Here is a 25,382-nt window from a genome sequence, read left to right on the forward strand (position 1 = left end):
CTATATTCCACCGGTGCCCTGTCCTCGGGTACGAGCAGCCGTATTGAGTCACGCATGCCCGATCCGGAAACCGACGCCGCGCACCGTGACGATCCAGCGGCTCGAACCCAGCTTGCTGCGCAGGCTGCTGACGTGCGTGTCGATGGTGCGGCTGCGGTGCGACCACTCGTCGTCCCACACCTGGCTGAGCAGTTGACGCCGGGAGAGGGTGGTGCCGGGCTGCGAGGCGAGCTGGCACAGCAGGTCGAACTCCTTGGGTGTGAGGTCCACCCGCCGTCCGTCCAGGAGCAGTTCGCGCGCGCCGGTGTCGATCCGCAGCGGGCCGTGGGTGATGACCCGCGCCGCCGGTGACCGGGGGCGCACCCGGCGCAGCACCGCTTCCATGCGGGCCAGCAGTTCCCGCAGGCCGTAGGGCTTGACCAGGTAGTCGTCGGCGCCGGCCTGGAGCCCGAGCACACAGTCGAGTTCGGCACCGCGCGCGGTCATGGAGATGATCGGCACATTGCCGGCCACCCGTATCCGGCGGCAGACTTCCAGGCCGTCCAGATCGGGGAGATCGAGGTCCAGCAGGACGATGTCGACACCGCCGAGCGCCTGCAAGGCTTCCGCACCGGTGGACACACTGCTGGCCACATAACCGTTTCTGCGCAGCTCCTGCGTCAGCTCATCCGCGGCCGGGGTGTCGTTCTCGACGACGAGCACCTGCACGGCCTGTACCCCCGCCGGCGACTGCCCTGCCCCGCTGTGTGGTCTCGCCAGATCCATGACCTGCCGATTCACGTAACGCTCCTTCCCCCAAGGGCGCAACAGAACTTTTGACCGTCAGAGTACCAGGCAAGGTTGTCTGTTTGTCAACGCGATCAGGTCCGCACGGCGGCCTGGGCGCGGGTTGGTTGAGGGTTCACTGAACGGAGAACTTGCATGGAGAGGGCACGGACATGGCCGTTCAAATGCCCATCTATTGGCATCAATTGCTGCGTGACAGCTACGTATGGTGCGTGTGGCTATTGCGTTAACCGGTCGGGGAACCGCTTTTTATGCATCTTTTACTTTGGAATCAAGCCGACCTGTCTGTATGTTCAAGGGGTGCGCCTTCCGTGGGGGGACGGGGGGGAGGGGCGCACGTCTGGCTGGCCCCTGTCCATGAACAGAGCAGGAGTGCCGCATCGTGACCACGGCTCAGACGACCGTGATCGACCGTGCTTCGACCACGGGCCCGCTTCTCACCACCACGGTTCCGCGCGAGTACGTCCACCGCGCCTCCGTGGCGGAGGTGTTCCTCACCGGGTGGGTGCCCGACGAGTCCGTCCCGGACGCTTCGTCCGACTCCTTCGTGGTGCGGGCCCAGTGGCCGCGCAGCCACGCCCTCTTCGCACCGGTGGACGGCCACCAGGACCCGCTGCTGATGGTCGAGTCGATCCGGCAGACCGGAAGCCTGCTGGCCCACGCCGAGTACGCGGTCCCGTTCGGGCACCAGTTCCTGATGCGGGACATGTCCTTCACCGCCTCCGCGGCGGCGTTCCGGATCGGCTCCGCCCCGACCGAGGTCGAACTGCACACGGTCTGCCGGGACCTCGTCCGCAGGGGCAGGACCATCGCCGGCATGCGCTACGAGGTGCACGTCCGGCGTGACGGAGTGACCGTCGCCACCGGCAGCGCCGGCTTCAGCTGCACCAGCCCGGCCGCCTACCGGCGGCTGCGCGGCGAGCGGCCCACCGCCACCGGCCGGGCCCTGCCGGCACCGGCCGACCCGGCCGAGGTGGGCCGGACCGACCCGGAGCACGTGCTGCTCGCCGCCCGCGCCGAACCCGGCGAGAACCGGTGGGAGCTGCGGGTCGACACCGGGCACGCGGGCTTCTTCGACCACCCGGTGGACCACGTCCCCGGCATGGTGCTGATCGAGGCCGCCCGGCAGGCCGCCCGGGCCGCGACGGGACAGCCCCGGGCCCTGCTCCTCGGCCTGGAGACCGAGTTCACGCGGTACGCCGAACTCGACGCCCCGTGCTGGATCGAGGCCCGTGTCGACGAATCCGGCACGACCGGGGACCTCCGGGTCCGGGTGACCGCCACGCAGGAGGGGGCGCGGGTCTTCGCCGGGACCCTGTCCCTGCGCCGCCCGGCCGCCTGATGCCGACGCGTCCCACGGAGAGTCCCACGTGCGTACCGTTCTGATCACCGGGGCCGCGGGTTTCGTCGGCGGCCACGTGGTCCACGAGGCCGCGCGGCAGGGCGCGGCCCTCACCCTGCTGTCCCACAGCCGTCCGGTCACCGCCGGGTCCGGGCAGCGCCTCCTGCCGGCCGATCTCACCGACCCCGCGTCGCTGCGCGGCGTGTGCGAGGGCGTGGACGTCGTGCTGCACTGCGCGTCGTACATCGGCGCGGAGCCCGGCGGCAACGAGGCCGTCAACGCCCGCGGCACGAGGAACCTGGTCGCCGAGGCCCGCCGCTGCGGCGTGCCCCGCATCGTGTACGTGAGCACCGCGTCCGTCTACGGCCGGGGCACCTTCCGGGGTGCCGCGCCCGGACAACTGGTCAGGAACCCGAGTTCGCCGACGTCGGTGAGCCGGGCCAGGGCCGAGGACGCCGTGCTCGAAGCCGGCGGGATCGTGCTGCGGCCCCATCTGGTCCACGGTCCCGGGGACAGGTGGGTGGTCCCCGGCATCGTCCGGCTGCTGCGCGCGCTGCCCGGCACGGTGGAGGGCTGGACCGCCCGTGTCTCGCTGGTCTCCGCGCCGGACCTGGCCCGCCTCGTGGTCGGGACCGGTCTCGCGCCCGAGCCCGCTCTGACGGCCCGGACGTACCACGCGGCCCATCCGGTGCCGGTCGGCGCGGCGACGCTGCTGCGCGCGGTCGCCGCGTGCGCCGGGCTGCCCTGGCCGCGCGGGGAGCTGACCGTGGCCGAGGCCCGGGCGCGGCTGGCGGGGGACGCCCGGCTGGCGCACGCGCTCGACATGCTGCGGACCGACCACTGGTTCGACGGCGGGCCGCTCTGGCGTGACCTGCGGCTGTCCCCCGCCGCGGACTTCGAGACCGGGTTCGCGGAGTCGGCGCGGTGGTACCGCCGGACGCTGGTCGCCGCCTGAGGGGCTGCGGGGCCTGCGCCGGTCGTCGGCACGGGCGCGGTCCTCGGCACGGGCGCGGTCCTCGGCACGGGCCCGGTCCTCCGGACCGGCCTTGCCCAGGAGAGCGCCGGTCACGTGCGGCCGGGGTGCGCTCAGGGTGAGGGCGGTGCGGTCCGCTCGTACAGCGTCACCCGGCGGCCGCGGACCTGCCGGTCCGCCACCGGCGTGAAGTGGCCGCGCAGCACGGACATCTTCGTCCTGTCCTGTTCCGTGACCGCCGCTCTCGCCGCCCCGGCCGCGTCCGTCACCAGGACGATGCGGCGCTCGGCCAGCATCGCGGTGCGGAGGTCGGCCGCGCGCGCCTCCACGCCCCGGAAGTTCCCGTACTCCTCGGGGCCGCGGACCAGGGCGATGTCGCGCAGACCGGTGAAGGCGTCCGGGGTGACGACGGCGGTGTCCCGGCGGTCCGACGGGAGGAACAGCACGGCGCTGCCGTCCGGCTTCATCCGCCGTACGTCCGCAGCGACGGCCAGGACGTCGTCCACCCTGCTCGCCGGTGACCGCATGGCCAGCGACTCGGGCAGCAGGGCCAGCACCGCCGTGACGACGACGGCGGGCAGGAGCCACTTCGCGGCCCCGGGGAACCGGGGGACGGCCGCCCGGACCGCCGCGTCGACGGCGGTGCCGATCAGCAGCGCCAGCCCGAGCATGCCGAAGAGGACGTAGCGGTCCAGGAACAGGGGTTCGACCAGGGAGACGGCGATCAGACAGGTCTGAGGCACCGCCAGCAGCGGCAAGGCGACGGCCGCGACGGACAGCCGGGGGTCCCGGGGGCGCTCCAGCAGGGCGCAGGCGCCGCCGATCGCCAGCAGGACCGCGGGGCCGATCAGCAGGTGCCAGGACAGGGGCGGTATCCACGCCACCTGCCCGGACTGGTCCCGGCTGACGAGGATCAGCGGCAGCACACCGGCCGTGGCGGCGGCGGACGCCAGTGCCCAGCGCCACCCGGTCCCGCGTCCGGGCCGTACCCACAGCAAGGTCGTCAGGTGGGCCGCGAGGAGCAGCAGCGACAGCCAGTTGAGCCAACCCGTCAGCGCGACCGTGCCGCCGTACGCGACCCAGGTCCGGGTGCGGACGGGCCCCTGGAGCGCGGTGACGAGGAGCAGGGTGGAGAGGCCGGCGCCGGCCGCGACCAGCGCGTAGGGGCGGCCTTCCTGGAGGTGGAACTGCACGGCCGGGAGGAGTCCTAACGCCATTCCGGCCGCCAGGCCCGTCCGGGCGCCGCCCAGCCGGTGGCCGACGGTGGTGACACAGGCCGCTGCCACCGCCATGGCCAGCACCGAGGGCAGCCGCAGGGTCGTGGTGCCGGCGCCGAAGCAGGTGAACAGCCCGTGCATCAGCAGGTAGTAGCAGCCGTGGACGACGTCGACGTGCTCCAGCAGAAGGCGCAGGCCGGCCGGGGAGCGCTGGGCGGCCTGCCAGGTCGCGGCCTCGTCCCGCCACAGGCTGTCCTCCCGCGACAGCCCCCACAGACCGAGCGCGACGGTCCACAGCACCGGGAGCAGCCAGAGGGGGACGGGGCGGCGCGGGGGCGCGGAGCCGGGGGCCATGGGCGGCGTTCCGGTGGTGGACGTCGGGTCTGACGGACGGGCTGTGGGCATCAAGAAGGGCCTTCGTGGCGGCAGTTGAGGAGGGCGGACCGGCCGGGACCGGCTCGCCGAGCGCCCACCGTATGCCGTCCGGGCCTCTCAGGAGGTCTCGCGCCGAGCGGCCGGTGGCCGATCCGGCACGGGTGCCGCGCTCTTCCGGGGCTGTGGCGCGGGTCCGGTGCGCTCCGTGCGGGCGGTGACGGCGGTGACGGCCGCCGCGGCGAGGACGAAGGCGGCGCCCGCCCAGGCGATCCAGACGGCGCCCGCGGTGCCGAGGATGCCGGCGCCCAGGACGCTGGACAGGGAAATGGCCAGATACATGACGGCCGCGTTGAGGGAGACCGCCAGCGGCGCGCCGCCGGGTCCGGCCAGCGCCATGACGCGCTGCTGCTGGGGCGCGGTCACCGACCAGGAGGCGACGCCGCCCACCGCGGTCAGCGCGGCGGCCGCCGGGTAGGAGGAGCGGCCGAGGGCCATGAGCGCGTAGACGGCGGTGAGCAGCAGTGTCGCCCCGATGACGACCGTGGCCGGTCCCCTGCGGTCGGCCAGCCGGCCGGCGGTGAGGTTGCCGGCGGTGCCGGCCAGGCCGAACACCAGCAGCAGGACGGCCACTTTGCCGCCGTCCCCGCCGGTGGCGGGCGCGAAGAGGGCGCTGATGTAGGTGTAGGGCAGGTAGATGCCGGTGAACGCGATCAGGGTGCCGGCCAGCACGCCGGCCGTCCGGCGGTCGGTGAGCGGGGCGAGGCGCCGGCGCAGCGGGGCGGGTCCGGCGGCGGGGACGTCGGGCAGCCGTACGGCGATGACCGGGGCCACCAGCAGGGCCAGCGCGGTGACGAACCACAGGGCGGCCCGCCAGCCCAGCGCGTCGCCGAGGGCGGTGCCGAGCGGGGCGCCCAGGGCGAGCGACCCGGTCAGGCCCACGGTGACGATCGCGATGGCCCGGCCGCGCCGCTCGGGACCGGCCAGCGTGGCCGCGGTCGCGCCCGCGTTGGGGGTGAACAGCGCGGCGCCCGCCGCGGCGATCACCCGGGCCGCCAGCACCAGCGGGTAGGCCGGGGCGAGGGCGGTCACCACGTTGCCCGCCGCGAACACGGCGAGCGCCGTGATCAGCACCGTACGCCGTGACCAGCGGGAGGTGAGCGCGGCGAGCACCGGCGAGAGCAGCGCGTAGGCCAGGGAGAAGACGCTCACCAACTGGCCTGCCGCGCCGAGGGAGACGCCGAGGGAGCCGCTGATCTCGGGCAGCAGGCCGGCGATGACGAAGGCGTCGGTCCCGACGGCGAAGGTGCCGAGCGCGAGCACACCGGCGTGGGTCCGCCAGGTCCGCCCGTCCGGCGCGTGGGTGAGGGGCATGGAGGCACCTGCCATTCGATGGGCGTCGGCTATGTCGATGGGCATCGTAGTAGTTGTTCGATGTGTATCGTAGCTGTCGAGCCACATCGACATAGGTGCCCGCGGGCACGGCCTGGAGGCGGGATGCGCACGACGGAGGAGACCCGGCTGCCGCAGCCGGACCTCGGCACGGTGGAGATCGGCACCGTGCTGCAGGCCCTCGCGGACCCGGTGCGGCTGCGGATCGTACGGCTGCTCGGCGACCTCGGCGAGGCGCCCTGCGGCGGACTGGACCTGCCGGTCAAGCGCTCCACCGTCTCCCACCACCTGCGCACCCTGCGCGAGAGCGGCCTGGTCGAGACCCGGCTGCGGGGCAACACCCGGGTGAGCCGCATCCGCGCCGAGGAGCTGGACCGGCGTTTCCCCGGCCTGCTCACCGCGGTCCTGGGCGCCGCACCGGCCGTTCCCCGGGACCGGGGCGAGGGCGGGGGCGACGACGGCCGGGCCCGGAGCGAGGTCGGGGACTAGCCAGGGCAAGAAACCGGATCAGGGACCGCGGAGCCGCCCGGAACCGGCGGCCGCGGAGAAGGAGGAGACCGGATGGGACGGTACGCACACCTGGTCTACACGGACAGCGTGCGCCGGGTCCAGGAGGAGGAGGGCAGCGCCCAGCTCGGGTTACGGGCCCTCGCCCAGGACGACGCCCGGCCGGACGAACTCGGCCCCGACGAGGCCGCGTTCCTCACCACGCGCGACGGGTTCTACCTCGCCACCGCGAGCGAGACCGGCTGGCCCTACGTCCAGTACCGCGGCGGCCCGCCCGGCTTCGTGCACGTCCTGGACGAACGGCGGCTGGCCTGGGCGGAGGTGCGCGGCAACCGGCAGTACGTCACCACCGGCAACGTGCGGGCCTCGGAGCGGGTGGCACTGTTCTTCATGGACTACGCCCGGCAGGCCCGGCTGAAGATGTTCGGCCGGGCCCGCACCGTCCCGCTCGACGAGGACCCCGCGCTCACCGAGCGCCTCGGCCGCCGGCGCACCGACGGGCAGGTGGAGCGCCTGATGGTCGTCCAGGTCGAGGGCCTCAACTGGAACTGCCGCCAGCACATCACCCCGCGCTACACCGAGCGGGAACTGGAGTCGGCGCTCGCTCCGGTCCGCGCCCGCCTGGACGCCCTGGAGCGGGAGAACGAGCAGTTGCGGGCCCGGCTCGCCGAACTGGACATCCCGGGCTGATACGGCTTGAAGCGGGCGGTCCGTTCAGTCGCGGGCGGCGCGTGCGAGGCCGTCCAGCACCGGCGCGGCCTCGCGCAGCGCCTCCTCCGGTGCCAGCCGCGCCCCCTGCTCGAACGCCTCGCCGAAGGCCCGTTCGCCCAGGACGGCGCGGGCCGCGTGCGTGATCCGGTCCACGTCGGCGCGCTCGGCCGGCGGCAGCGGCGCGTCCACGCTGCGACGCGCCGCGTCGGCCGCGCCGAGCAGCAGGGCCGCGCAGCCGGCGGCGGGCCCGGTGCCGTACTGGGCCGCCGCGCCGGCCAGACCCTCCAGGGACAGCGCCAGGGCGCGCGGCTCGCCGATCGCGCGGGCCACGTCCAGGCCGCGCAGATGCAGATCCGCGGCCGCCCCGGCGTCGCCGCGCAGCTCCGCGACGAACCCCAGTTCCGCCAGCAGCAGATGGTCGCCGGCCTGCGAGGACACGTCCGCGTAGCCGTCGCGCAGCTCCGCCAGGTGCGCTTCGGCGGCGTCCAGGTCGCCGGAGCGGCGGGCACCGAGCGCGAGCCCCATCCCGGAGTGGATCTCGCCGTACTTGTAGCCCTGCTCGGCCGCGCTGCGCCGCGCCTGTTCGTGCAGGTCACGCGCCCGGTCCCAGTCGCCGGCCAGCAGCGCGAGCCGGCCCAGACCGGACAGCCGGGCCGACACCTCCGCCGCGAGACCCAGCTCACGGGCCATCCGCAGCCCTGCGTACTGGCGGTTCGCGGCCTCCTCGTACTCGCCCTTGATCTCCGCGAGGTTCGCGAGCGGCGAGACCGTCTGCAGCTCGCCCCAGCGGTCGCCCACCTCGCGGAAGAGCGCGGCGCTGCGCCGTCCGTCCCGTCCCAGCCCGGCGAGGTCGCCCCGGACCAGCGCGAGCGTGGCCCGCAGGCCCAGCGCGGCGGCGGTGCCCCAGTGGTCGCCGGCGGCGGTGAACAACGCCAGCGCCCGGTCGTTCAGTTCCTCGCTGCCGGCCGTCGAGCCCGTGCTGAACAGGCCGTACGCGCACAGCCACAGTGACCGCGCCCGGCACACCGGGTGGGGCACGGCGGGCGCGCCCGCTACGGCGGCCTGGCTCGGTACGGCGGTGTCGCTCGCTAGGGCGGTCTCGGTCGGCAGCGCGGTGTCGTCCGGCAGGGTGGCGGCCGGTTCCCGGTCGCCGGTGAGCAGGGCGAACGCCGTGTGCAGCAGCGTCAGTTCGGACGGCACGGAGTCCGGAGTGGCGGCCGGCAGGGTGTCCAGGACCGCGCGCAGGGCGCGACGGGCCTGGGTGAACCGGCCGCGCAGCAGCCACCACCAGGCCAGCGCGACGACCAGGCGCGCGGCCTGCCCGGGTGCGCCCGCGGCGGCCCGGCGCACGGCCTCGTCCAGGGCGGCGCGCAGATTGCCGGACTCGGCGTCGAGCCGGGCGAGCCAGGACCGCTGCCCGGGACCGCGCAGCTCGGGCTCGGCACGTTCGGCGAGCGCGAGGCAGTGGCGCAGGTGCCGGTCGCGTACGGCGGCGAGGTCCGCCATCTCGTGCAGCCGCTCGGTCGCGTAGGCGGCGACGGACTCCAGCAGCCGGTAGCGCGGGCCGGCCGGTCCGGGTACGACGACCACCAGCGACCGGTCGACCAGCCGGGTCACCAGGTCGGGCACCTCCGCCCCGGTGACACCGTCGCCCGCGCACACCGCCTCGGCCGCCCGCAGGTCGCAGCCGTCGCTGAACACGGCCAGCCGGCGCAGCACGATGCGCTCGGGCGCGCTCAGCAGCTCCCAGCTCCAGTCGATCACCGCGCGCAGGGTCTGCTGGCGCTCGGGCACGCCGCGCCGGCCCGAGGACAGGAGCCGGAAGCGGTCGCCGAGCCGGGCCGCCAGCTCGCGCACGCCCAGCGCGCGGACCCGGGTCGCCGCCAGCTCCAGGGCGAGCGGGATGCCGTCCAGGCGGCGGCAGATCTCCGTGACGGCGGCCCGGTCGGCGTCGTCGCAGGCGCCGGGGCCGGGGCCGAGGGCGAAGCCGGGCGCCGCGGCGGCGGCGCGCTGGGCGAACAGCCGCACCGCGTCGGCGGTCGGCAGCGGCTCGACCAGGAAGACCTCCTCGCCCGGCAGCCCGAGCGGCTCCTGGCTGGTGGCCAGCACACGCAGGCCGGGCGCGGTGCCGAGCAGCAGGGCGGTGAGTTCGGCGGCGGCGTCGACGACGTGTTCGCAGTTGTCCAGGACGAGCAGCGCGCGCCGGTCGCGGAGCACGGCCGCGAGGCGCCGCGCCGGCGACCGGTCTCCGGTGCCGGCGCCGGAGACCGGTACGGCGGCGGGCGCGTGGTCGCTGATGCCGAGCGACGCGGCGACGACCTGGGCCAGGTCGGCGACGGCTCCGTCGGCGACCCCGGCGAACTCCACGAACCAGATGCCGTCGGGCAGTCCGGCGGCGGTGGCGGTACCGCCCAGCGCGTCGGCCGCCGCCACGGCCAGCCGGGTCTTGCCCACTCCGCCGGGACCGGTGAGCGTCACCAGGCGGGAGGCGCGCAGCAGCCCGGAGAGCCGGCCGAGGGCTTCGCGGCGGCCGATGAGCGGGGTGAGGGAGGCGGGCAGGCCGGAGGGGCCGGGGAGGACGGGGGCGTCGGATACGGGTGCTTCCGTGGGCGTCTCCGTGACCGTGGTCGTAGGTGCCATGGGCGCGGGTGTCCCGGGGAGGGCGCCGAGGGCGGGCGCGGTCCGCGGGAGCGGTGTCAGACCGGGGTCCTGGCGCAGTACCGCCTGGTGCAGGGCGGCGAGTTCGGGGCCCGGTTCGACGCCCAGCTCGGTGACGAGCCGCGCGCGCAGCTCGTCGTAGGCCGCGAGCGCCTCGCTCTGCCGGCCCGCCGCGTACAGCGCCCGTATCTGGAGCGCGCGCAGCCGTTCCCGCAGCGGATGCCGGGCCACCAGGCCGGCCAGCTCCCCGGCGAGGAGGACGTGGTCGCCGGCCGCGAGGCGGGCCTCGGCCTGCTCCTCCAGCACGGACAGCCGCTGCTCGGCGAGGCGCTGTGCCACCCCGCGGACGAAGGCGTGGTCGGCGAAGTCGGCGTAGGCCGGTCCGCGCCACAGTCCCAGCGCCTCGGTGAGCAGGGCGGCCCGCCGGTCCGGGTCCGGGACGGCGCGGGCCCGCTCCACCAGCGCGCGGAACCGTACGGCGTCCACCTCGTCGGTGTCGTCCAGCCGCAGCCGGTAACCGGCCGGCTGGCGCGGTACGCGGTCCCGGCCCAGCACCCGGCGCAGTTGCGAGACCTTCGCCTGGAGCGCGCCCGTGGGCCGGCCGGGCGGGCGGTCGCCCCACAGGTCGTGGATGAGGCGGTCCGCGGAGACCGGTCCGCCGTCGTGCGCCAGCAGGTCGGCGAGCAGCGCCCGGACCTTCGCCTCCGGAACCCTGACGGCCGCCCCCTCGTCGTCCCACACCGCCAGTGGGCCGAGCACCCCAAACCGCATGCGCGTCACTGTACGTCAGGGCATCGTGCCGCCCGCCGCCGCTCGTGAGCCGTGCACAGGCCGCTCGCAGCGGCCCCTGAGCCGACGGCCGACCGCTCGTCAGCCGCTCGTCAGCCGCCCGTCAGCCGACCCTCAGCCGTTCCGAAGGTTTCCCGAAGTGCCACGGCGCAGGGTCGTGTGCACCGGCGGTCGAAGCAGGGTGCGGCGGAGGAGGCAGCGGGATGACCAGGTACGCGGGCCGGACGGCCGTAGTCGTCGAAGAGGCCACCGCCATCGGGCTGGCCGTGGCCAAGCGCCTGGTGGAGGGCGGCGCCCGGGTCGTGCTGACCGCCCGCACCGAGGCGGAGCGCCACCGCCTGGGCGGGGATCTGGGCTCCGCCGCCCGGGTCGTCGCGCCCGCCGACGTGACCACCTGCCTGGGCCCCGGCGGCCTGGCCGACCTGCTGTTCGCCGATGTCGTGGCCACCGCCCGGCCGCTGCTGCCGCACCTGCGAGACGGCGGCGCGGTCGTCCTGATGACCCCGGTCTGCTCGTCCGCCGCCGTGCAGGCGCTCGCCGCCGAGCTGGTCCGCCGCGGCATCCGCGTGAACGCCGTGGCGCCGGGCTGTATCGAGGCGCCGGGCGGCGCGGGCGGGCCCCTGCCGCCCCTGGGCCGCCTCGGCGCCGCCGAGGAGGTGGCCCGGGCCGCGCTCTTCCTGGCCACCGACGCCACGTTCACCACCGGGGTCCGGTTCCCGGTCGACGGAGGCCTCGGCCGGCCCTGACCACGCATCCGGGCAACGCCCGACCACGGCGGCACACCGGACACCGCCCACCGACACCTCGGCGGCGCACCGAACTCCACGGCGGCGCACCGGACACCGCCCGCCGAACACCACGGCGGCGCACCGAACTCCACGGCTGCCCCCGGCCCCGAACACCGGTGGCGCCCCGCCCCGATCCCCGACGTCCGAACTCCTGGAGCACAGCCATGAGCACCACACCCGACACCGAGGCCGGTGCGTCCGCGCGCACCGGCGCCGGGCCGAGTTCCCGGCGGGCCGGCGAACAGCCGCGGACGCTGCCCATGTCCGCCCTGCTGGCCCTCGCCACTGCCGTCTTCATCACCAGCCTCACCGAGACGCTGCCCGCGGGCCTGCTCCCGGCGATCAGCCACGACCTCGGCCGGAGCGAGTCCGCGACCGGGCAGACGGTCACGGTCTACGCGCTCGGCACCGCGCTGACCGCGATCCCGCTGACGGCGGCGACCGCCCGCTGGCGCCGCAAGCGGCTGCTGCTGACCGCCATGGCCGGCTTCGCCGTGGCCAACACCGTCACCGCCGTGTCCTCGCTCTACGGGCTGACCATGGCGGCGCGCTTCGTCGCCGGCGTCGCGGCGGGCCTGGCCTGGGCGCTGCTCGCCGGGTACGCGCGCCGGCTCGCCCCGCCGCACCTCCAGGGCCGGGCGATCGCCGTCGCGATGGCGGGCATCCCGGTCGCGCTCTCGCTCGGCGTGCCCGCCGGCACCTTCCTCGGCCAGGTGACCGACTGGCGCGTGGCGTTCCTCGCGATGACCGCACTGACGGTCGTGCTGCTGGCGTGGATCGCCGTGGCCGTACCGGACTTCCCGGGCCAGGAGGGCGGCGAGCGGCCGAGGATGCTGCGCGCCCTGCGGGTCCCGGGCGTGGTCCCGGTGCTGTTCGTGACGCTGGTCTTCGTCCTGGCCCACACCCTCGTCTACGCCTACATCGCCACGTTCCTCGACGACCTCGGCCTCGGCGGGCAGACCGACCTGGTGCTGCTGGTCTTCGGCGCCGCCTGCCTGGTGAGCATCTGGATCGTCGGCGCCCGGATCCACCAGCGGCTGCGCGCGCTCACCCTCGCCGGCTCCGTGCTGGTCGCGGTGGCCGCCGCGGTGCTGGCCGTGCTCGCGGACCACACCGCGCTGGTCTACGTCGCCGCCGTGCTGTGGGGCCTGGGCTGGGGCGGAGTGCCGACCCTGCTGCAGACCGCGGCCGGTGACGCGGGCGGCGAGGCGGCCGACGCGGCCCAGGCCATGCTGGTGACGCTGTGGAACGTCGCCATGGCGGGCGGCGGAGTCCTCGGCGGTGTGCTGCTCGGCCTGAGCGGCAGCGACTCGCTGCCGTGGAGCGTGCTGCTGCTCATGCTGCCGGTGATCGCCGTCGTCGCGCTCGCCCGGCGCCACGGCTTCCCCGCCGAACGGCCCCCGGCGTGACCCCGGCCGCCGCGACCCGGACGGAGCACGGAAACGCGCCCCACCCGGCCCCGCCCCCACCCACGGACCGCACCCGTCGCCCTGTCCCACCCCCTATTTCCACTATTCCCACCAAGACCCCGCCTGGAGGTCCCCCCGTGTCCGAGATCCCGCCGCCCGCGCCCGCCGCGTTCCCGCAGCGCCCCGTCTCCCCGGCCGCCTCATGAGCGGGCCCGGCACCACCCGCAGACAGGTGCACCTCGCGGCCCAGCTTCCCGGCATCCACAACGTGACCGTCTGGTCGGACCCGCGCTCGCGCAGCCAGATCGCCTTCGACTCCTTCCGGCACCTCGCGCGGACCGCCGAACGCGGCCGGTTCGACTTCTTCTTCCTGGCCGAGGGACTGCGGCTGCGCGAGCACAAAGGGGAGCTGTACGACCTGGACGTGGCGGGCCGGCCGGAGAACCTCACCCAGCTGAGCGCCCTGGCCGCGGTCACCACCCGGCTCGGCCTCGCCGCCACCGTCAACGCCACCTTCAACGAGCCCTACGAGGTGGCGCGCCGGCTGGCCACGCTCGACCACCTCAGCGGCGGACGCGCCGCCTGGAACGTGGTGACCAGCTTCGACGCCTTCACCGGGGAGAACTTCCGGCGGGGCGGCTTCCTCGCCGAGGCCGACCGGTACGGGCGCGCGGCGGAGTTCCTGGCCACCGCGCGCGAGCTGTGGGACAGCTGGGCCGAGGAGGACCTGCGCGCGGACCCGGCGGCCGGCGCGTTCGTCCGGCCCGGCGCCGGCCGCTTCGCGCACCACGGGACGCACTTCGGCATCTCCGGCCGGTTCACCACGCCGCGCCCGCCGCAGGGGCACCCGGTGATCATCCAGGCGGGCGAGTCCGGTCCGGGCCGCGAGTTCGCCGCCGCCGAGGCCGACGTGGTCTTCAGCAAGTACGACCGGTTCGACCAGGCCCGCGCCTTCTACCAGGACGTCAAGGGCCGCCTGGCCCGGTACGGCCGTACCCCGGACCAGTTGAAGATCCTGCCGACGGCCACCGTGGTGGTGGCCGACAGCGACGCGGAGGCCGCCGCGTACGCCGAGGAGATCACCCGCGCCCAGGTCGGCCCGCGGACCGCGCTCGCGCACCTGGAGGCGGTCTGGGGCCGCGACCTGTCCGGCTACGACCCCGACGGGCCGCTGCCCGACATCGATCCGGAGCCCGGCGCGCAACTGCTCCGGGGCCACTCGCTGTTCCGCCGGGACCGCGCCGAGACCGCCCGGCGCTGGCGGTCCCTCGCCGAGGAGCGCGGCCTGAGCATCCGCGAGCTGGTCATCGAGGTGTCCGGCGGGCAGACCTTCGTCGGCGCCCCGCACACCGTCGCCGACGCGGTCGACCACTTCGTGCAGAGCGGCGGCGCCGACGGCTTCGTCCTCGTCCCACAGCTCACGCCCGGCGGCCTGGACGACTTCGTGGACCGGGTGGTGCCGCTGCTCCAGGAGAAGGGTGTCTTCCGGCGGGACTACACGGGCCCGTCCCTGCGCGACCACCTGGGCCTCGGTCCCGCCCCGCGTCAGGCCCCCGAGGCCACCGCCGGACAGCCGGCGGCCTCCGCCGCCGGGCAGGAGGTCTCGTGACCGCGCGCCCGCTGCACCTCGCCGTCGCCCTGGACGCCGCCGGCTGGCACCCGGCGGCCTGGCGCGCCGCGGACGCCCGGCCCGCGGAGCTGTTCGGCGCCGGCTACTGGACGGACCTGGTCACCGAGGCCGAACGCGGCCTGCTCGACTTCGTCACCTTCGAGGACGCGCTCGGCATGCGGTCGGCCGCCTTCCACCGGCCCGACGACCGCACCGACCAGGTCCGCGGGAGCCTGGACGCGGTCCTGCTCGCGGCCCGGGTGGCGCCGCTGACCACGCACATCGGCCTGGTCCCGACCGCGAACGTCACCCACACCGAGCCGTTCCACGTCTCCGCCGGCATCGCCACCCTGGACCACGCGAGCACCGGCCGGGCCGGCTGGCGCCCGCAGGTCGCCGCGCGGGCCGCCGACGCGGCCCACTTCGGCCGCCGTACGACACCGCTGCTCAGCGACGACGACGCCCGCGACCCGGAGCGGATCGGCCGGCGGCTGAGCGCGCTGTTCGACGAGGCCGCCGACGCGGTGGAGGCGGCCCGGCGGCTGTGGGACAGCTGGGAGGACGACGCGGAGATCAGGGACGCCGCCACCGGCCGCTTCCTCGACCGGGACAAGGTGCACCCCGTCGACTTCCGGGGCGAGTACTTCGGCGTCCGGGGCCCGGCCGTCGTCCCGCGCCCGCCGCAGGGCCTGCCGCCGGTGATGAGCCTGGCGCACGCCACCGTGCCGTACGAGTTCGCGGCGCGCTCCGCCGACGTCGTGTGGGTGACGCCGCACGACCGCGCGGGGGCCGCGGCGATCCTCGCCGAGGTGGACGCGGCCGCCGGCCGCGTGGGCCGGGACACGCGGGCCCGGCCGCTGCTGCGCTTCGCGGACCTGCTCGTCTTCCTGGACGGCGAGCCGGGCGCCGCCGCGCGCCGCAAGGCCCGCCTGGACGAGCTGGACGGCGCGGAACTCGCCTCCGACGCCGAGGTGTTCACCGGCACCGCCGACGCACTCGCCGACCTGCTGCTGGACTGGCGGGAGGCCGGGCTCGACGGCTTCCGGCTGCGGCCCGGCGTCCTCCCGCACGACCTGGTGGGGATCACTCGCGCCCTGGTGCCCGCACTCCGGCGGCGCGGGGCGTTCCGTACGGCGTACGACGCGACGACGCTGCGCGGCCATCTGCGCCTGCCGCGCCCCGCGAGCCGCTACGCGCGGACGGGCGGCCACCCGAAGGGGTGATCCGGGGGCATGCGCGCGTACCCGCACACCGTGGGACCGGTGTGCGGGTACGCGCGAAAGTGCCTGCCCGGACGGGGACGGGAGCCGGGCTCACGGCTGGTCGTCGCCGGCCTCGTCCTCCTCCGACTGCTTGGCCTGCACCTCGGGGTCCAGACCGGTGCCGTCGACCGAGGTGAGCCGGGGCGAGTCCGGCACCTCCGTGGCCGCGGGCGGTTCGACCAGCCAGTCGGGGTTGGCCTGCTTGTCCCACCACTTCCAGGCCGCGAAGGCACCGCCCGCGAGGACGGCCAGCACCGCGGCCGTCTTCACGGTGCGGCCGGTGCGGGAGCGCCGCTCGGCCCGCCGGACCAGCTTCTGGATGTCCCGCGCCGAGACCTGGCCGCGCAGTGCGGCCAGGGCGGCGGCGCTGCGCGCGGCGGCCTCGTCACGGACCGGACCGGCCGCGGCCCGCGCCTGTTCGATCTTGGGACGGGAGTAGGCGGCGGCCTGGGCGGCCGCCTTGCGGGTACGGACGGCGGCTTCCTGCGCGGCCAGGTCCACCTTCGGCGGGACGTGCGCGAGTGCCTGCTCCAGACGCGGGGCGAGCCGGGCGTCGTACTGCACGCGGGCCTGCCCCGCGGCCTGCGACACCACGGGCGCCAGCCGTACGCGTGCCTCCTGCGCGTAGTACGCGGCACGCTCCTTGGCCGTGTCGGCGTAGGGCGCCACCACTTCCGCGGCGTGCAGCACGCTGTCCTTCGCCGAGCCGGTCGCGGCGCGCACGCTCTCGATGCGGGTCACGGGTTCCTCCTCCTCGGTGGCGTACGGTAATTCGACTTTCCACCCTTTTACGGATCATGCCTGCCGGTCGCCGGTGTAGCACGCGCGGACGGGCATACGGGTGCCGGACACCCGCCCGGCGTGGCGGCGGACCGGTGCGGCGACGGACCGGCGACGCGGGCCCGGGAGCGTGGAAGGATCTGGGGTACCGCGGCTGACGACGAAGGAAGGCGGACCGTGGCCGACCAGCTGTATGCCACCCTGAAGACCACCCTCGGCGACATCGAGGTGCGGCTCTTCCCGCTGCACGCGCCCGTCACGGTCCGGAACTTCGTCGAACTGGCCCGCGGCGAACGCGAGTGGACCCATCCGCGCACCGGGGTGCGCAGCAGGGACCGGCTCTACGACGGCACGGTCTTCCACTCCGTCATCGGCGGGTTCATGATCCAGGGCGGTGATCCGCTGGGCAACGGCCTGGGCGGCCCCGGCTACGGCTTCGAGGACGAGTGCCACCCCGACCTGGCCTTCGACACCCCGTACCTGATGGCGATGGCCAGCGCCGGCCCGGGCACCAACGGCTCCCAGTTCTTCATCACCGTCACCCCGAGCACCTGGCTGAACGGCAAGCGCACCATCTTCGGCGAGGTCACCGGCCCGGCCGGGCGGAAGGTCGTCGACGCCATCGCGAGCGTGCCGACGGGACGCGACGACCGGCCGCTCGTCGACGTCGTGATCGAGACGGTGCTCGTCGAGTCGCGCGCGGGCTGAGCCGCCCGCACCGAGGGCCCCGGAGGGAACCAAACACACCGCTCGTCCGTAAGGATGAGCGGAGCAGGACGGTGCCGCCGGGCACCGGGACGACGACCGGACGAGACGACCAAGGGGATCTGATGGAGCAGGCCGCAGGGAGCGCGCGGGACGCCCGCAGCGTGCCCGGGTGCTACCGGCATCCGGACCGTGAGACCGGCGTGCGCTGCACCCGCTGCGAACGGCCCATCTGCCCCGAGTGCATGGTCAGCGCCTCCGTCGGCTTCCAGTGCCCGGACTGCGCCCGCGGCGGCACCGGCGAGACACCCCCGCCCCAGGCGTCCCGGCCGCGCACACTCGCCGGCGGCACGGTCACGGCCGATCCCCGGCTGCTCACCAAGCTGCTGATCGCGGTCAACCTCGCGGTGTTCGTCGCGATCAAGGCCCGCCCCTCGCTCGGGTACGACTTCGTGCTCTACGGCGCCCTGCCGTCGAAGCCGTTCGCGCCCACCTCGGGAGTCGCCGCGGGCGAGTGGTACCGCTTCGTGTCCTCGATGTTCTCCCACGAGGAGTACTGGCACCTGGGCTTCAACATGCTCAGCCTGTGGTGGGTGGGCGGCCCGCTGGAGGCCGCCCTCGGCCGGGCCCGCTATCTGGCGGTGTACTTCGTCTCCGGGCTGGCCGGCGGCGCGCTGACCTATCTGCTCACGGCCCCGGACACCGCCTCGCTCGGCGCCTCGGGCGCGATCTACGGCCTGTTCGGCGCCACCGCCGTGCTGATGCGCCGGCTCAACTACGACCTGCGGCCGGTCCTCGCGCTGCTGGTGGTCAACCTGATCTTCACGTTCAACCCGTCCATGCACATCGCCTGGCAGGCGCACATCGGCGGACTGGTCGCGGGTGTCGTCACGGGGTACGCGATGGTGCACGCGCCCCGGGAGAACCGGTCGCTGGTGCAGTACGGCACCTGCGCGGTCGTCCTCATCCTGGCGCTGGCCCTCGCGCTGGTCAGAACCGCTCAGCTCACCTGACCGAGTGGGGGAACACACAGTTCCCGAACCGTTGTCCACAGCGTGTGGCGAATCTTGTGCATACGGTGCGGACACAGCTGTGCCCCCTGCCGCTCGAATGAGTTTCCGCAGCTCAGGCAGGGGGCGAACGGGTGTCTGAGGTGTGGTGGGCCAGTCACACCGGCGTCAACACCCGATGAGTTATCCACAGATCGTCGTTCTTTTTCCCCACTGTGGAAAACCGCTGTGGATAACTCGGCGGAGGGTCTTGGGCAGAGCTGTGGGCCGCCCTGCTACTTCCACTGCGTGGAGACACCGAACCCGGCGGCGATGAAGCCGAAGCCGACCACGATGTTCCAGTTGTCCAGGCTGTCGACGGGCAGCGAACCGTCCGTCACGTAGAAGACGACGATCCAGGCCAGGCCGATCAGGAACATGGCCAGCATGACCGGCGCGACCCAGGCCCGGTTGGTCAGCTTGATGGCCTGCGCCTGCCTCGCCGGGGGCGGCGTGAAGTCGGCCTTCTTGCGGATACGTGACTTCGGCACGAGGGTCTCTCCTGTCGATGCGCTGCGTGGCCGCGCAGGTAGCTGGGTCGGGCTCGGGGCAGCGTACAAAGGGCCGGCATGACGACTTCGTGTGCTCCCCCGGGCGTCCGTTAGCGTAGTGCTTCCGTGGCGCCGAAGGAGATAAGGGTACGTTGAGCAATTCTGCCGACTCCCCCGGGACGGGAGCAACGGGCCCCGCTCCCGCCCGCAGACCGCGCATGCGGCCGGTGCGGGTGCTCACGGCGGCCGTCTTCGCGCTCGCCGGGCTCATCTTCTTCACCAGCTTCAACACGGCCCGGGGCACCGACATCCGTCAGGACAGCTCCCTGCTGAAGCTGTCCGACCTGATCCAGCAGCGCAGCCGCAAGAACAAGGAGCTGGACGAGTCCAACGCCACCCTGCGCGACAGCGTGGAGTCGCTGGCCGAGAGCGACGACGGCAGCACCGAGGCCGAGGACCGCGCGCGCAGCGGGCTGGAGAAGAGCGCGGGCACCGACCGGCTGACCGGCCGGGCCGTCACCGTCACGCTGAACGACGCGCCGCCGGGCGCCACCGCCAAGCTGCCCGGCTACCCCGAGCCGCAGCCCGACTACCTGGTCATCCACCAGCAGGACCTCCAGGCCGTGGTGAACGCGCTGTGGCAGGGCGGGGCCAAGGGCATCAAGGTCATGGACCAGCGGCTGATCTCCACCAGCGCCGTGCGCTGCGTCGGCAACACCCTGATCCTCCAGGGCCGCGTCTACTCACCGCCGTACAAGATCACGGCGGTCGGCGACCCGGACCGGCTCAAGCAGTCCCTCGCGGACAGCAAGGCGATCCAGACCTACATGGTGTACGTCAACGTCTACGGCCTGGGCTGGAAGGTCACCGACGACGGGACGGTCACCCTGCCCGGCTACTCGGGCACCGTCGACCTGCACTACGCCAGGCCCGTGGAGTAGAACACGTCTGCGCCGGGGGCTGCCCCGCCGATGCACGCCTGCGGCAGGCCCCGCGCCGTTAGTCTGGTGAGGTACGGCGTGGGTCGGGTGCCGTAGGGGACACGGAAGGGACGGCAAGGGACGGCATGTACGGCTGGATCTGGCGGCATCTGCCGGGCAACGCGTGGATGAAGGCGCTCGTCTCGCTGGCACTGGTCCTGGCCGTGGTCTACGTCCTGTTCCAGTACGTCTTCCCGTGGGCCGAGCCGCTGCTGCCCTTCAACGATGTGACGGTGGACAACCAGTGAGTGCGCGGATTCTCGTCGTCGACAACTACGACAGCTTCGTCTTCAACCTCGTCCAGTACCTGTACCAGCTCGGCGCCGAGTGCGAGGTGCTGCGCAACGACGAGGTGGCGACCGGACACGCCCAGGACGGCTTCGACGGCGTGCTGCTCTCGCCCGGCCCCGGCACACCGGAGCAGGCGGGCGTGTGCGTGGACATGGTCCGGCACTGCGCGGCCACCGGCGTCCCGGTCTTCGGCGTGTGCCTCGGCATGCAGTCGATGCAGGTGGCGTACGGCGGTGTGGTCGACCGGGCGCCCGAGCTGCTGCACGGCAAGACCTCCCCGGTCGAGCACGGGGGCAAGGGCGTCTTCGCCGGCCTGCCCTCCCCCTTCACGGCGACCCGCTACCACTCCCTGGCCGCCGAACCGGCCACGGTCCCGGCCGAGCTGGAGGTGACCGCCCGCACCCACGACGGCATCATCATGGGCCTGCGGCACCGGGAACTCCCGGTCGAGGGCGTGCAGTTCCACCCGGAGTCGGTGCTGACCGAGCACGGCCACCGGATGCTGGCCAACTGGCTGGCGGAGTGCGGCGACCACGACGCCGTGGCGAGGTCGGCGGGGCTCGCCCCGGTGGTGGGCAGGGCCACGGCGTGACCGCGCTGCGCCCCGAGCGCGAGGACTTGTACGACGGCGACAGACCGTACGAGTCCCCCGGCGGCGCGCGACCGACCTCGGCCCCCCACCCGGCGGACGACCCACCGACAGCCCCGATGCCCCGCCTGCCCGCCCCGATCCGACCGGCACCGGGGCACGGCACGCCCGGCGCGGCGGGACGGGACGCGCCGGCCCCCCGGATGACGGACGATCCGCCGACTGCGCCCATGCCCCGGGTGGCCGGGGCGAACCGCTCGGCGCCGAGGCACGGTGTGTCGGGCGAGCCTGGGGGTGCGCCGCTGCCCGGCGTGGCTGGGCAGGCCGGGGGTGCGCCGAGACCGGGTGCGGCCGGTCAAGGCCCGTCTGTGCCGGTGGCCCGGGTGACGGATGATCCGCCGACCGCGCCCATGCCCCGGGTGGCCGGGGCGAACCGGTCCGGGCCGAGGCATGGTGTGTCCGGTGGGGCCGGGGGTGCGCCGCTGCCCGGCGTGGCTGGGCAGGCCGGGGGTGCGCCGAGGCCGGGTGCGGCCGGGCAAGGCCCGTCCGTGCCGGTGGCCCGGGTGACGGATGATCCGCCGACTGCCCCCATGCCCCGGGTGGCCGGGGCGAACCGGTCGACGCCGAGGCACGGTGAGGCCGGGAGCGCCCCGGTGGCCCGCGTGGCCGATGATCCGCCGACCGCGCCCATGCCTCGGATGACGTCGTCGGGGCGGTCGGCGGGGGACGGTCGGAGCGTGCCGCTGCCCCGCGGGAGCGGTGCTGTGCCGGTGGGCGCCCGCGATGACGAGACGATGGCGTTGCGGGCCGTAGGACCCGCGGGGGCCGCTGGGCGTCCCGCTGCGGCCTCTTCCGCCGCCTCGGACGCTCCGGTCGCCCCGGGCGGCCGTGCGGCCCGCAGAAAGGCCGCCAAGCACCGCGGCGGCGGCCGGCACGGCGGTGGCGCGCACCGGACGGCCCCGGCCCCGGCGGAGCCGGACCCGCACCGGCCCCTGACCCGGGTGGAGGCCCGGCGGCAGGCGCGGCTGCGCAAGCCGAGCCCGGCCACCCTCGCGAGCCGCGCCGTCGGCGAGGTGTTCATCACCACCGGCGTGCTGATGCTGCTCTTCGTCACCTACCAGCTGTGGTGGACCAACGTCCGCGCCCACGCGCAGGCCGGCGACGAGACGCACCAGCTCCAGGACGACTGGGCCAGCGGCAAGCGCAACCCGGGCGTCTTCGAGCCGGGCCAGGGCTTCGCCATCCTGCACATCCCGAAACTGGACGTGGTGGCGCCGATCGCGGAGGGCGTCAGCAACAAGCGGGTGCTCGACAAAGGCATGGTCGGCCACTACGGCCAGGCCCCGCTGAAGACGGCCATGCCCCAGGACCGCACCGGCAACTTCGGCCTCGCGGCGCACCGCAACACGCACGGCGAGCCCTTCCGGTACATCAACCGGCTGGTGCCCGGCGACCCCGTGGTGGTCGAGACGCAGGACACCTACTTCGTGTACAAGGTGACCTCGACGCTCCCGGTGACCCCGCCGTCCAACGTCAGCGTCCTGGACCCCGTGCCGCCGGGCTCCGGCTTCACCGGGCCCGGCCGCTACATCACCCTCACCACCTGCACCCCCGAGTTCACCAGCAAGTACCGGCTGATCGTCTGGGGCAAGATGGTCCAGGAACGCCCCCGCAGCGAGGGCAAACCGGACGCGCTCATCGAGTAGGGCATCGAATACGGCTCAGCGAGTAAGGGCAGAAACTGTGGCAGCGACCGCCGACGAGACCGAAGACACCACGGACGCGTCCGGACCCGGCCCGGCCCCGCGCCGCCGCCCCGGCCGGATCGCGCTGGCGGTCAGCGTCTTCGGGGAACTCCTCATCACGGCGGGCCTGGTGCTCGGTCTGTTCGTCGTCTACTCGCTGTGGTGGACGAACGTGATAGCGGACCGCAAGGCGGACCGGCAGGCCGACAAGGTGCGGGAGCACTGGGCACGGCAGAAGGACTCCGGTCCCGGCGCGCTCGACACCAGGGACGGCATCGGGTTCCTGCACGTGCCGGCGATGCGCAACGGCGAGGTGCTGGTCGAGAAGGGCACGGGCACGGACGTCCTCGACGACGGCGTCGCCGGTTACTACACCGATCCGGTCAAGGCCACGCTGCCCACGACCGGCAAGGACGGCAACTTCGCCCTCGCCGCCCACCGCGACGGCCACGGCGCGAAGTTCCACAACATCGACAAGCTGGACGAGGGCGACCCGATCGTCTTCGAGACCCGCGACGACTGGTACGTCTACAAGGTCTTCTCGATCCTGCCCGAGACCTCGAAGTACAACGTCAAGGTCCTCTCCGCGGTCCCGAAGGAGTCGGGCAGGACCAAGCCCGGCCACTACATCACCCTGACGACCTGCACCCCCGTCTACACCTCCCGCGACCGGTACGTGGTCTGGGGCGAGCTGGTCCGCGTGGAGAAGGTCGACAGCCACCGCACCCCGCCGGCGGAACTGCGCTGACCCCGGGCCGGTACGACGCGTGGGCCCTGCCGGGACGTCCCGGCAGGGCCCACGCGTGAGTGGCGGACGCGTCAGCCGTCGAGGCCGCCGAAGATGTTGCCGCCGTTGTCGTTGTTGCCGTTGCCGTTGTCGTGGCCCTGGCCGCCGCCGAAGGAGATCGTGGTCAGCGTGACCGTGGTGGCGTTCGGGTCGGCGTTGCCGCCGCCCTGCGGGTCCTGCTGGCTGACGAACGCGTTGTCGTCGCCGGAACTGCCGGGCGCGAACTGGATGTTGTTGAAGCCGGCCTGCTGGAGGATCTTCTTGGCCTCCTTCACCTGCTTGCCGACGACACTCGGCACCGGGGTCTGCTGCTGCTGCAGCTTGCCGACGTTGACCGTCACGCTGGTGTTCTTGACGACCGGCTGGCCGGCGGGCGGGTTGGTGTTCTGCACCTTGCCGTCCTGGGCCGGGTCGGTGACCGGGGTGTCGACGCAGTTCGGCACCAGACCCTGCGCCTGGAGCGCGGCCTTCGCCTCGTCACAGGACTTGCCGGTGAGGTCCGGGACGGCGACCTTCTCCTCGGGCTTGGCGACCGTGAGCGTGATCGTGCTGCCCTTCTCCTTGCTGGTGCCGCCCGACGGGTCCTGGGCGGTGACCACGCCGGGCGTGCGGTCGGACACCTCGGTCTTCTTCTCGACCTCGAAGCCCTTGTCCTTCAGCTGGGCCTCCGCCTGCTCGTACTGGGCGCCGAGCACGTCCGGCACGGTGATCTTCGGGGCGCCCGTGGAGATCACCAGGCTGACCGTCGCGCCCTTGTCGACGTCCTCGCCGGCCTTGGGGTCCTGCGAGCAGACGTTGCCCTTCGGCTGGTCCTCGCAGGCCTTGCGGACGGGTTCGGCCAGCTTCAGGTCGGAGTTCTCCGCCATCTTCTGGGCCTTGGCGTAGGTGGAGCCCACGAAGTTCGGCGCCGGGAAGGTGGTGTCGTCGTTCCCGCCGCCGGCGGTCACCCACTTGCCGATCAGGATCGCGCCGACCAGCACCAGCAGACCCGCGATCACCAGGAGGACCGTGGAGGTGCTGGACTTCTTCTTCTGCTGGCGGCGGCGGTCCGGGCGGTCGTCGTAGCCGTAGCCGCCGTCGTCCGGGCCCATCGGCGGGAGCATGGTGGTGGCTCCCGGGCCCGCGTCCGAGCGCAGGGCGGTCGTCGCCTGCTCGTCGGGGTAGCCGCCGTAGCCCACCGCACCGAGCGCGGCCGTGGCCGCGACCGGCTGGCCGTCCAGGCACGCCTCGATGTCGGCGCGCATCTCGTCGGCCGACTGGTAGCGGTAGTCGGGGTCCTTGACCAGCGCCTTCAGGACGATCGCGTCCATCTCGGGCGTGATCTCCGGGTCGAAGACCGACGGCGCCTGCGGTTCCTCGCGGACGTGCTGGTAGGCCACGGCCACCGGGGAGTCGCCCACGAAGGGCGGCCGTACCGTCAGCAGTTCGTACAGCAGACAGCCGGTCGAGTACAGGTCCGACCGGGCGTCGACCTGCTCGCCCTTCGCCTGTTCCGGCGAGAGGTACTGGGCGGTGCCGATGACCGCGGCCGTCTGGGTCATGGTCATGCCGGCGTCGCCCATGGCGCGGGCGATGCCGAAGTCCATCACCTTGACCTGGCCGTTGCGGGTCAGCATGACGTTGGCCGGCTTGATGTCGCGGTGCACGATGCCGCTGCGGTGCGCGTACTCCAGGCCCTGGAGGATGCCGATGGTCATCTCCATCGCCCGCTCGGGCAGCAGCTTGCGCCCGGAGTGCAGCAGCTCGCGGAGCGTGGACCCGTCGACGTACTCCATCACGATGTAGGGGATGGAGACCCCGTCGATGTAGTCCTCGCCCGTGTCGTAGACCGCGACGATCGCGGGATGGTTGAGCGAGGCGGCCGACTGGGCCTCCCGGCGGAACCGGGCCTGGAAGGACGGATCGCGTGCGAGGTCCGCGCGCAGCGTCTTCACCGCCACGGTGCGGCCGAGCCGGGTGTCATGCGCGAGGTAGACCTCGGCCATGCCACCGCGGCCGAGCACCTGGCCCAGCTCGTACCGGCCGCCGAGGCGACGCGGCTCTTCCATAGCTACCTACCAGCCCTCTCCGTCGGTCTCGGCCGCGCACCCCTGTGCGCGGCCGGAGGCTGCCGTCCGGGCCTACCGTACCCGGCTCGCTCTGTGTGACCT

Annotated in this window: 22 protein-coding genes; 15 read left to right on the forward strand and 7 right to left on the reverse strand. The window is 74.1% G+C overall.

Features of this window, described 5'->3' with window-relative positions:
* Positions 1 to 48: 48 nt before the first annotated feature.
* Positions 49 to 708: a response regulator transcription factor gene (locus tag ACZ4SV_RS16240; RefSeq protein WP_468004907.1), complete on the reverse strand. Its 660-nt coding sequence runs from the start codon at positions 706 to 708 to the stop codon at positions 49 to 51.
* 460 nt (positions 709 to 1,168) lie between these two features.
* Here ACZ4SV_RS16240 and ACZ4SV_RS16245 point away from each other — a divergent pair, with 460 nt between their 5' ends.
* Together ACZ4SV_RS16245 and ACZ4SV_RS16250 are read left to right on the forward strand one after the other, a co-directional pair.
* Positions 1,169 to 2,128, forward strand: a complete 960-nt coding sequence (locus tag ACZ4SV_RS16245) for a ScbA/BarX family gamma-butyrolactone biosynthesis protein (RefSeq protein WP_468004909.1) — start codon at positions 1,169 to 1,171, stop codon at positions 2,126 to 2,128.
* Between the two features lie 28 nt (positions 2,129 to 2,156).
* Positions 2,157 to 3,083 (forward strand): NAD-dependent epimerase/dehydratase family protein, encoded by a 927-nt coding sequence (locus tag ACZ4SV_RS16250; protein WP_468004911.1) that lies wholly within the window; start codon positions 2,157 to 2,159, stop codon positions 3,081 to 3,083.
* A gap of 131 nt (positions 3,084 to 3,214) precedes the next feature.
* Here ACZ4SV_RS16250 and ACZ4SV_RS16255 read toward each other — a convergent pair whose 3' ends face one another.
* Together ACZ4SV_RS16255 and ACZ4SV_RS16260 are read right to left on the reverse strand one after the other, a co-directional pair.
* Positions 3,215 to 4,672, reverse strand: coding sequence for a glycosyltransferase family 39 protein (locus ACZ4SV_RS16255; protein ID WP_468004913.1), 1,458 nt, complete (start codon positions 4,670 to 4,672; stop codon positions 3,215 to 3,217).
* 138 nt (positions 4,673 to 4,810) lie between these two features.
* Positions 4,811 to 6,064 carry an MFS transporter gene (locus ACZ4SV_RS16260; protein ID WP_468004915.1) on the reverse strand — a complete coding sequence of 418 codons (1,254 nt, stop codon included), beginning with the start codon at positions 6,062 to 6,064 and terminating at the stop codon, positions 4,811 to 4,813.
* Between the two features lie 123 nt (positions 6,065 to 6,187).
* Here ACZ4SV_RS16260 and ACZ4SV_RS16265 point away from each other — a divergent pair, with 123 nt between their 5' ends.
* Entirely contained in the window at positions 6,188 to 6,571 is a 384-nt protein-coding gene (locus tag ACZ4SV_RS16265) for an ArsR/SmtB family transcription factor (RefSeq protein ID WP_468004917.1), read from the forward strand.
* Positions 6,572 to 6,643: 72 nt separating this feature from the next.
* A complete protein-coding gene (locus ACZ4SV_RS16270) occupies positions 6,644 to 7,279 on the forward strand; it encodes a pyridoxamine 5'-phosphate oxidase family protein (RefSeq protein ID WP_365872819.1) in 636 nt (211 codons plus the stop codon).
* 24 nt (positions 7,280 to 7,303) lie between these two features.
* Here ACZ4SV_RS16270 and ACZ4SV_RS16275 read toward each other — a convergent pair whose 3' ends face one another.
* Positions 7,304 to 10,729: a BTAD domain-containing putative transcriptional regulator gene (locus ACZ4SV_RS16275; protein ID WP_468004920.1), complete on the reverse strand. Its 3,426-nt coding sequence runs from the start codon at positions 10,727 to 10,729 to the stop codon at positions 7,304 to 7,306.
* A 221-nt stretch (positions 10,730 to 10,950) separates the two neighbouring features.
* On the opposite strand from ACZ4SV_RS16275, the gene ACZ4SV_RS16280 reads away from it, so the two are divergent.
* The 4 genes from ACZ4SV_RS16280 to ACZ4SV_RS16295 all read left to right on the forward strand — a co-directional run bounded on the left by ACZ4SV_RS16280 (position 10,951) and on the right by ACZ4SV_RS16295 (position 15,776).
* Complete coding sequence (locus ACZ4SV_RS16280; protein WP_468004922.1) at positions 10,951 to 11,493, forward strand: SDR family oxidoreductase; 543 nt, start codon at positions 10,951 to 10,953, stop codon at positions 11,491 to 11,493.
* A 206-nt stretch (positions 11,494 to 11,699) separates the two neighbouring features.
* Positions 11,700 to 12,944, forward strand: a complete 1,245-nt coding sequence (locus tag ACZ4SV_RS16285) for an MFS transporter (RefSeq protein ID WP_468004924.1) — start codon at positions 11,700 to 11,702, stop codon at positions 12,942 to 12,944.
* Between the two features lie 202 nt (positions 12,945 to 13,146).
* Positions 13,147 to 14,553 (forward strand): NtaA/DmoA family FMN-dependent monooxygenase, encoded by a 1,407-nt coding sequence (locus tag ACZ4SV_RS16290; RefSeq protein ID WP_468004926.1) that lies wholly within the window; start codon positions 13,147 to 13,149, stop codon positions 14,551 to 14,553.
* Positions 14,550 to 15,776, forward strand: coding sequence for an LLM class flavin-dependent oxidoreductase (locus ACZ4SV_RS16295; RefSeq protein ID WP_468004928.1), 1,227 nt, complete (start codon positions 14,550 to 14,552; stop codon positions 15,774 to 15,776). Before ACZ4SV_RS16290 ends, ACZ4SV_RS16295 begins: the two co-directional genes overlap by 4 nt.
* A 90-nt stretch (positions 15,777 to 15,866) precedes the next feature.
* On the opposite strand, the gene ACZ4SV_RS16300 is transcribed toward ACZ4SV_RS16295, so the two are convergent.
* The gene (locus tag ACZ4SV_RS16300; RefSeq protein ID WP_468004930.1) at positions 15,867 to 16,556 is read right to left on the reverse strand and encodes a DUF5324 family protein; all 690 of its coding nucleotides are present in this window, start codon (positions 16,554 to 16,556) and stop codon (positions 15,867 to 15,869) included.
* 216 nt (positions 16,557 to 16,772) lie between these two features.
* Between ACZ4SV_RS16300 and ACZ4SV_RS16305 the strand changes: the two genes are divergently transcribed.
* The gene (locus tag ACZ4SV_RS16305) at positions 16,773 to 17,303 is read left to right on the forward strand and encodes a peptidylprolyl isomerase (RefSeq protein ID WP_365872833.1); all 531 of its coding nucleotides are present in this window, start codon (positions 16,773 to 16,775) and stop codon (positions 17,301 to 17,303) included.
* Between the two features lie 122 nt (positions 17,304 to 17,425).
* Complete coding sequence (locus ACZ4SV_RS16310; protein ID WP_365872835.1) at positions 17,426 to 18,313, forward strand: rhomboid family intramembrane serine protease; 888 nt, start codon at positions 17,426 to 17,428, stop codon at positions 18,311 to 18,313.
* 272 nt (positions 18,314 to 18,585) lie between these two features.
* On the opposite strand, the gene crgA is transcribed toward ACZ4SV_RS16310, so the two are convergent.
* The gene (gene crgA / locus ACZ4SV_RS16315) at positions 18,586 to 18,840 is read right to left on the reverse strand and encodes a cell division protein CrgA (RefSeq protein ID WP_365872837.1); all 255 of its coding nucleotides are present in this window, start codon (positions 18,838 to 18,840) and stop codon (positions 18,586 to 18,588) included.
* A gap of 152 nt (positions 18,841 to 18,992) precedes the next feature.
* On the opposite strand from crgA, the gene ACZ4SV_RS16320 reads away from it, so the two are divergent.
* The 5 genes from ACZ4SV_RS16320 to ACZ4SV_RS16340 all read left to right on the forward strand — a co-directional run bounded on the left by ACZ4SV_RS16320 (position 18,993) and on the right by ACZ4SV_RS16340 (position 23,193).
* On the forward strand, positions 18,993 to 19,781 hold the full coding sequence (locus ACZ4SV_RS16320) for a DUF881 domain-containing protein (RefSeq protein ID WP_365872839.1): 789 nt from the start codon (positions 18,993 to 18,995) through the stop codon (positions 19,779 to 19,781).
* Positions 19,782 to 19,906: 125 nt separating this feature from the next.
* Entirely contained in the window at positions 19,907 to 20,068 is a 162-nt protein-coding gene (locus tag ACZ4SV_RS16325) for a hypothetical protein (protein ID WP_365872841.1), read from the forward strand.
* Positions 20,065 to 20,703 carry an aminodeoxychorismate/anthranilate synthase component II gene (locus tag ACZ4SV_RS16330; protein ID WP_468004934.1) on the forward strand — a complete coding sequence of 213 codons (639 nt, stop codon included), beginning with the start codon at positions 20,065 to 20,067 and terminating at the stop codon, positions 20,701 to 20,703. Before ACZ4SV_RS16325 ends, ACZ4SV_RS16330 begins: the two co-directional genes overlap by 4 nt.
* 686 nt (positions 20,704 to 21,389) lie before the next feature.
* On the forward strand, positions 21,390 to 22,406 hold the full coding sequence (locus ACZ4SV_RS16335) for a class E sortase (RefSeq protein WP_468005340.1): 1,017 nt from the start codon (positions 21,390 to 21,392) through the stop codon (positions 22,404 to 22,406).
* A gap of 37 nt (positions 22,407 to 22,443) precedes the next feature.
* Complete coding sequence (locus ACZ4SV_RS16340; RefSeq protein WP_365872845.1) at positions 22,444 to 23,193, forward strand: class E sortase; 750 nt, start codon at positions 22,444 to 22,446, stop codon at positions 23,191 to 23,193.
* A 71-nt stretch (positions 23,194 to 23,264) separates the two neighbouring features.
* On the opposite strand, the gene pknB is transcribed toward ACZ4SV_RS16340, so the two are convergent.
* On the reverse strand, positions 23,265 to 25,280 hold the full coding sequence (gene pknB, locus ACZ4SV_RS16345; protein WP_468004936.1) for a Stk1 family PASTA domain-containing Ser/Thr kinase: 2,016 nt from the start codon (positions 25,278 to 25,280) through the stop codon (positions 23,265 to 23,267).
* Positions 25,281 to 25,382: the final 102 nt, after the last annotated feature.

This window comes from Streptomyces sp. NPDC027672 (assembly GCF_055566335.1).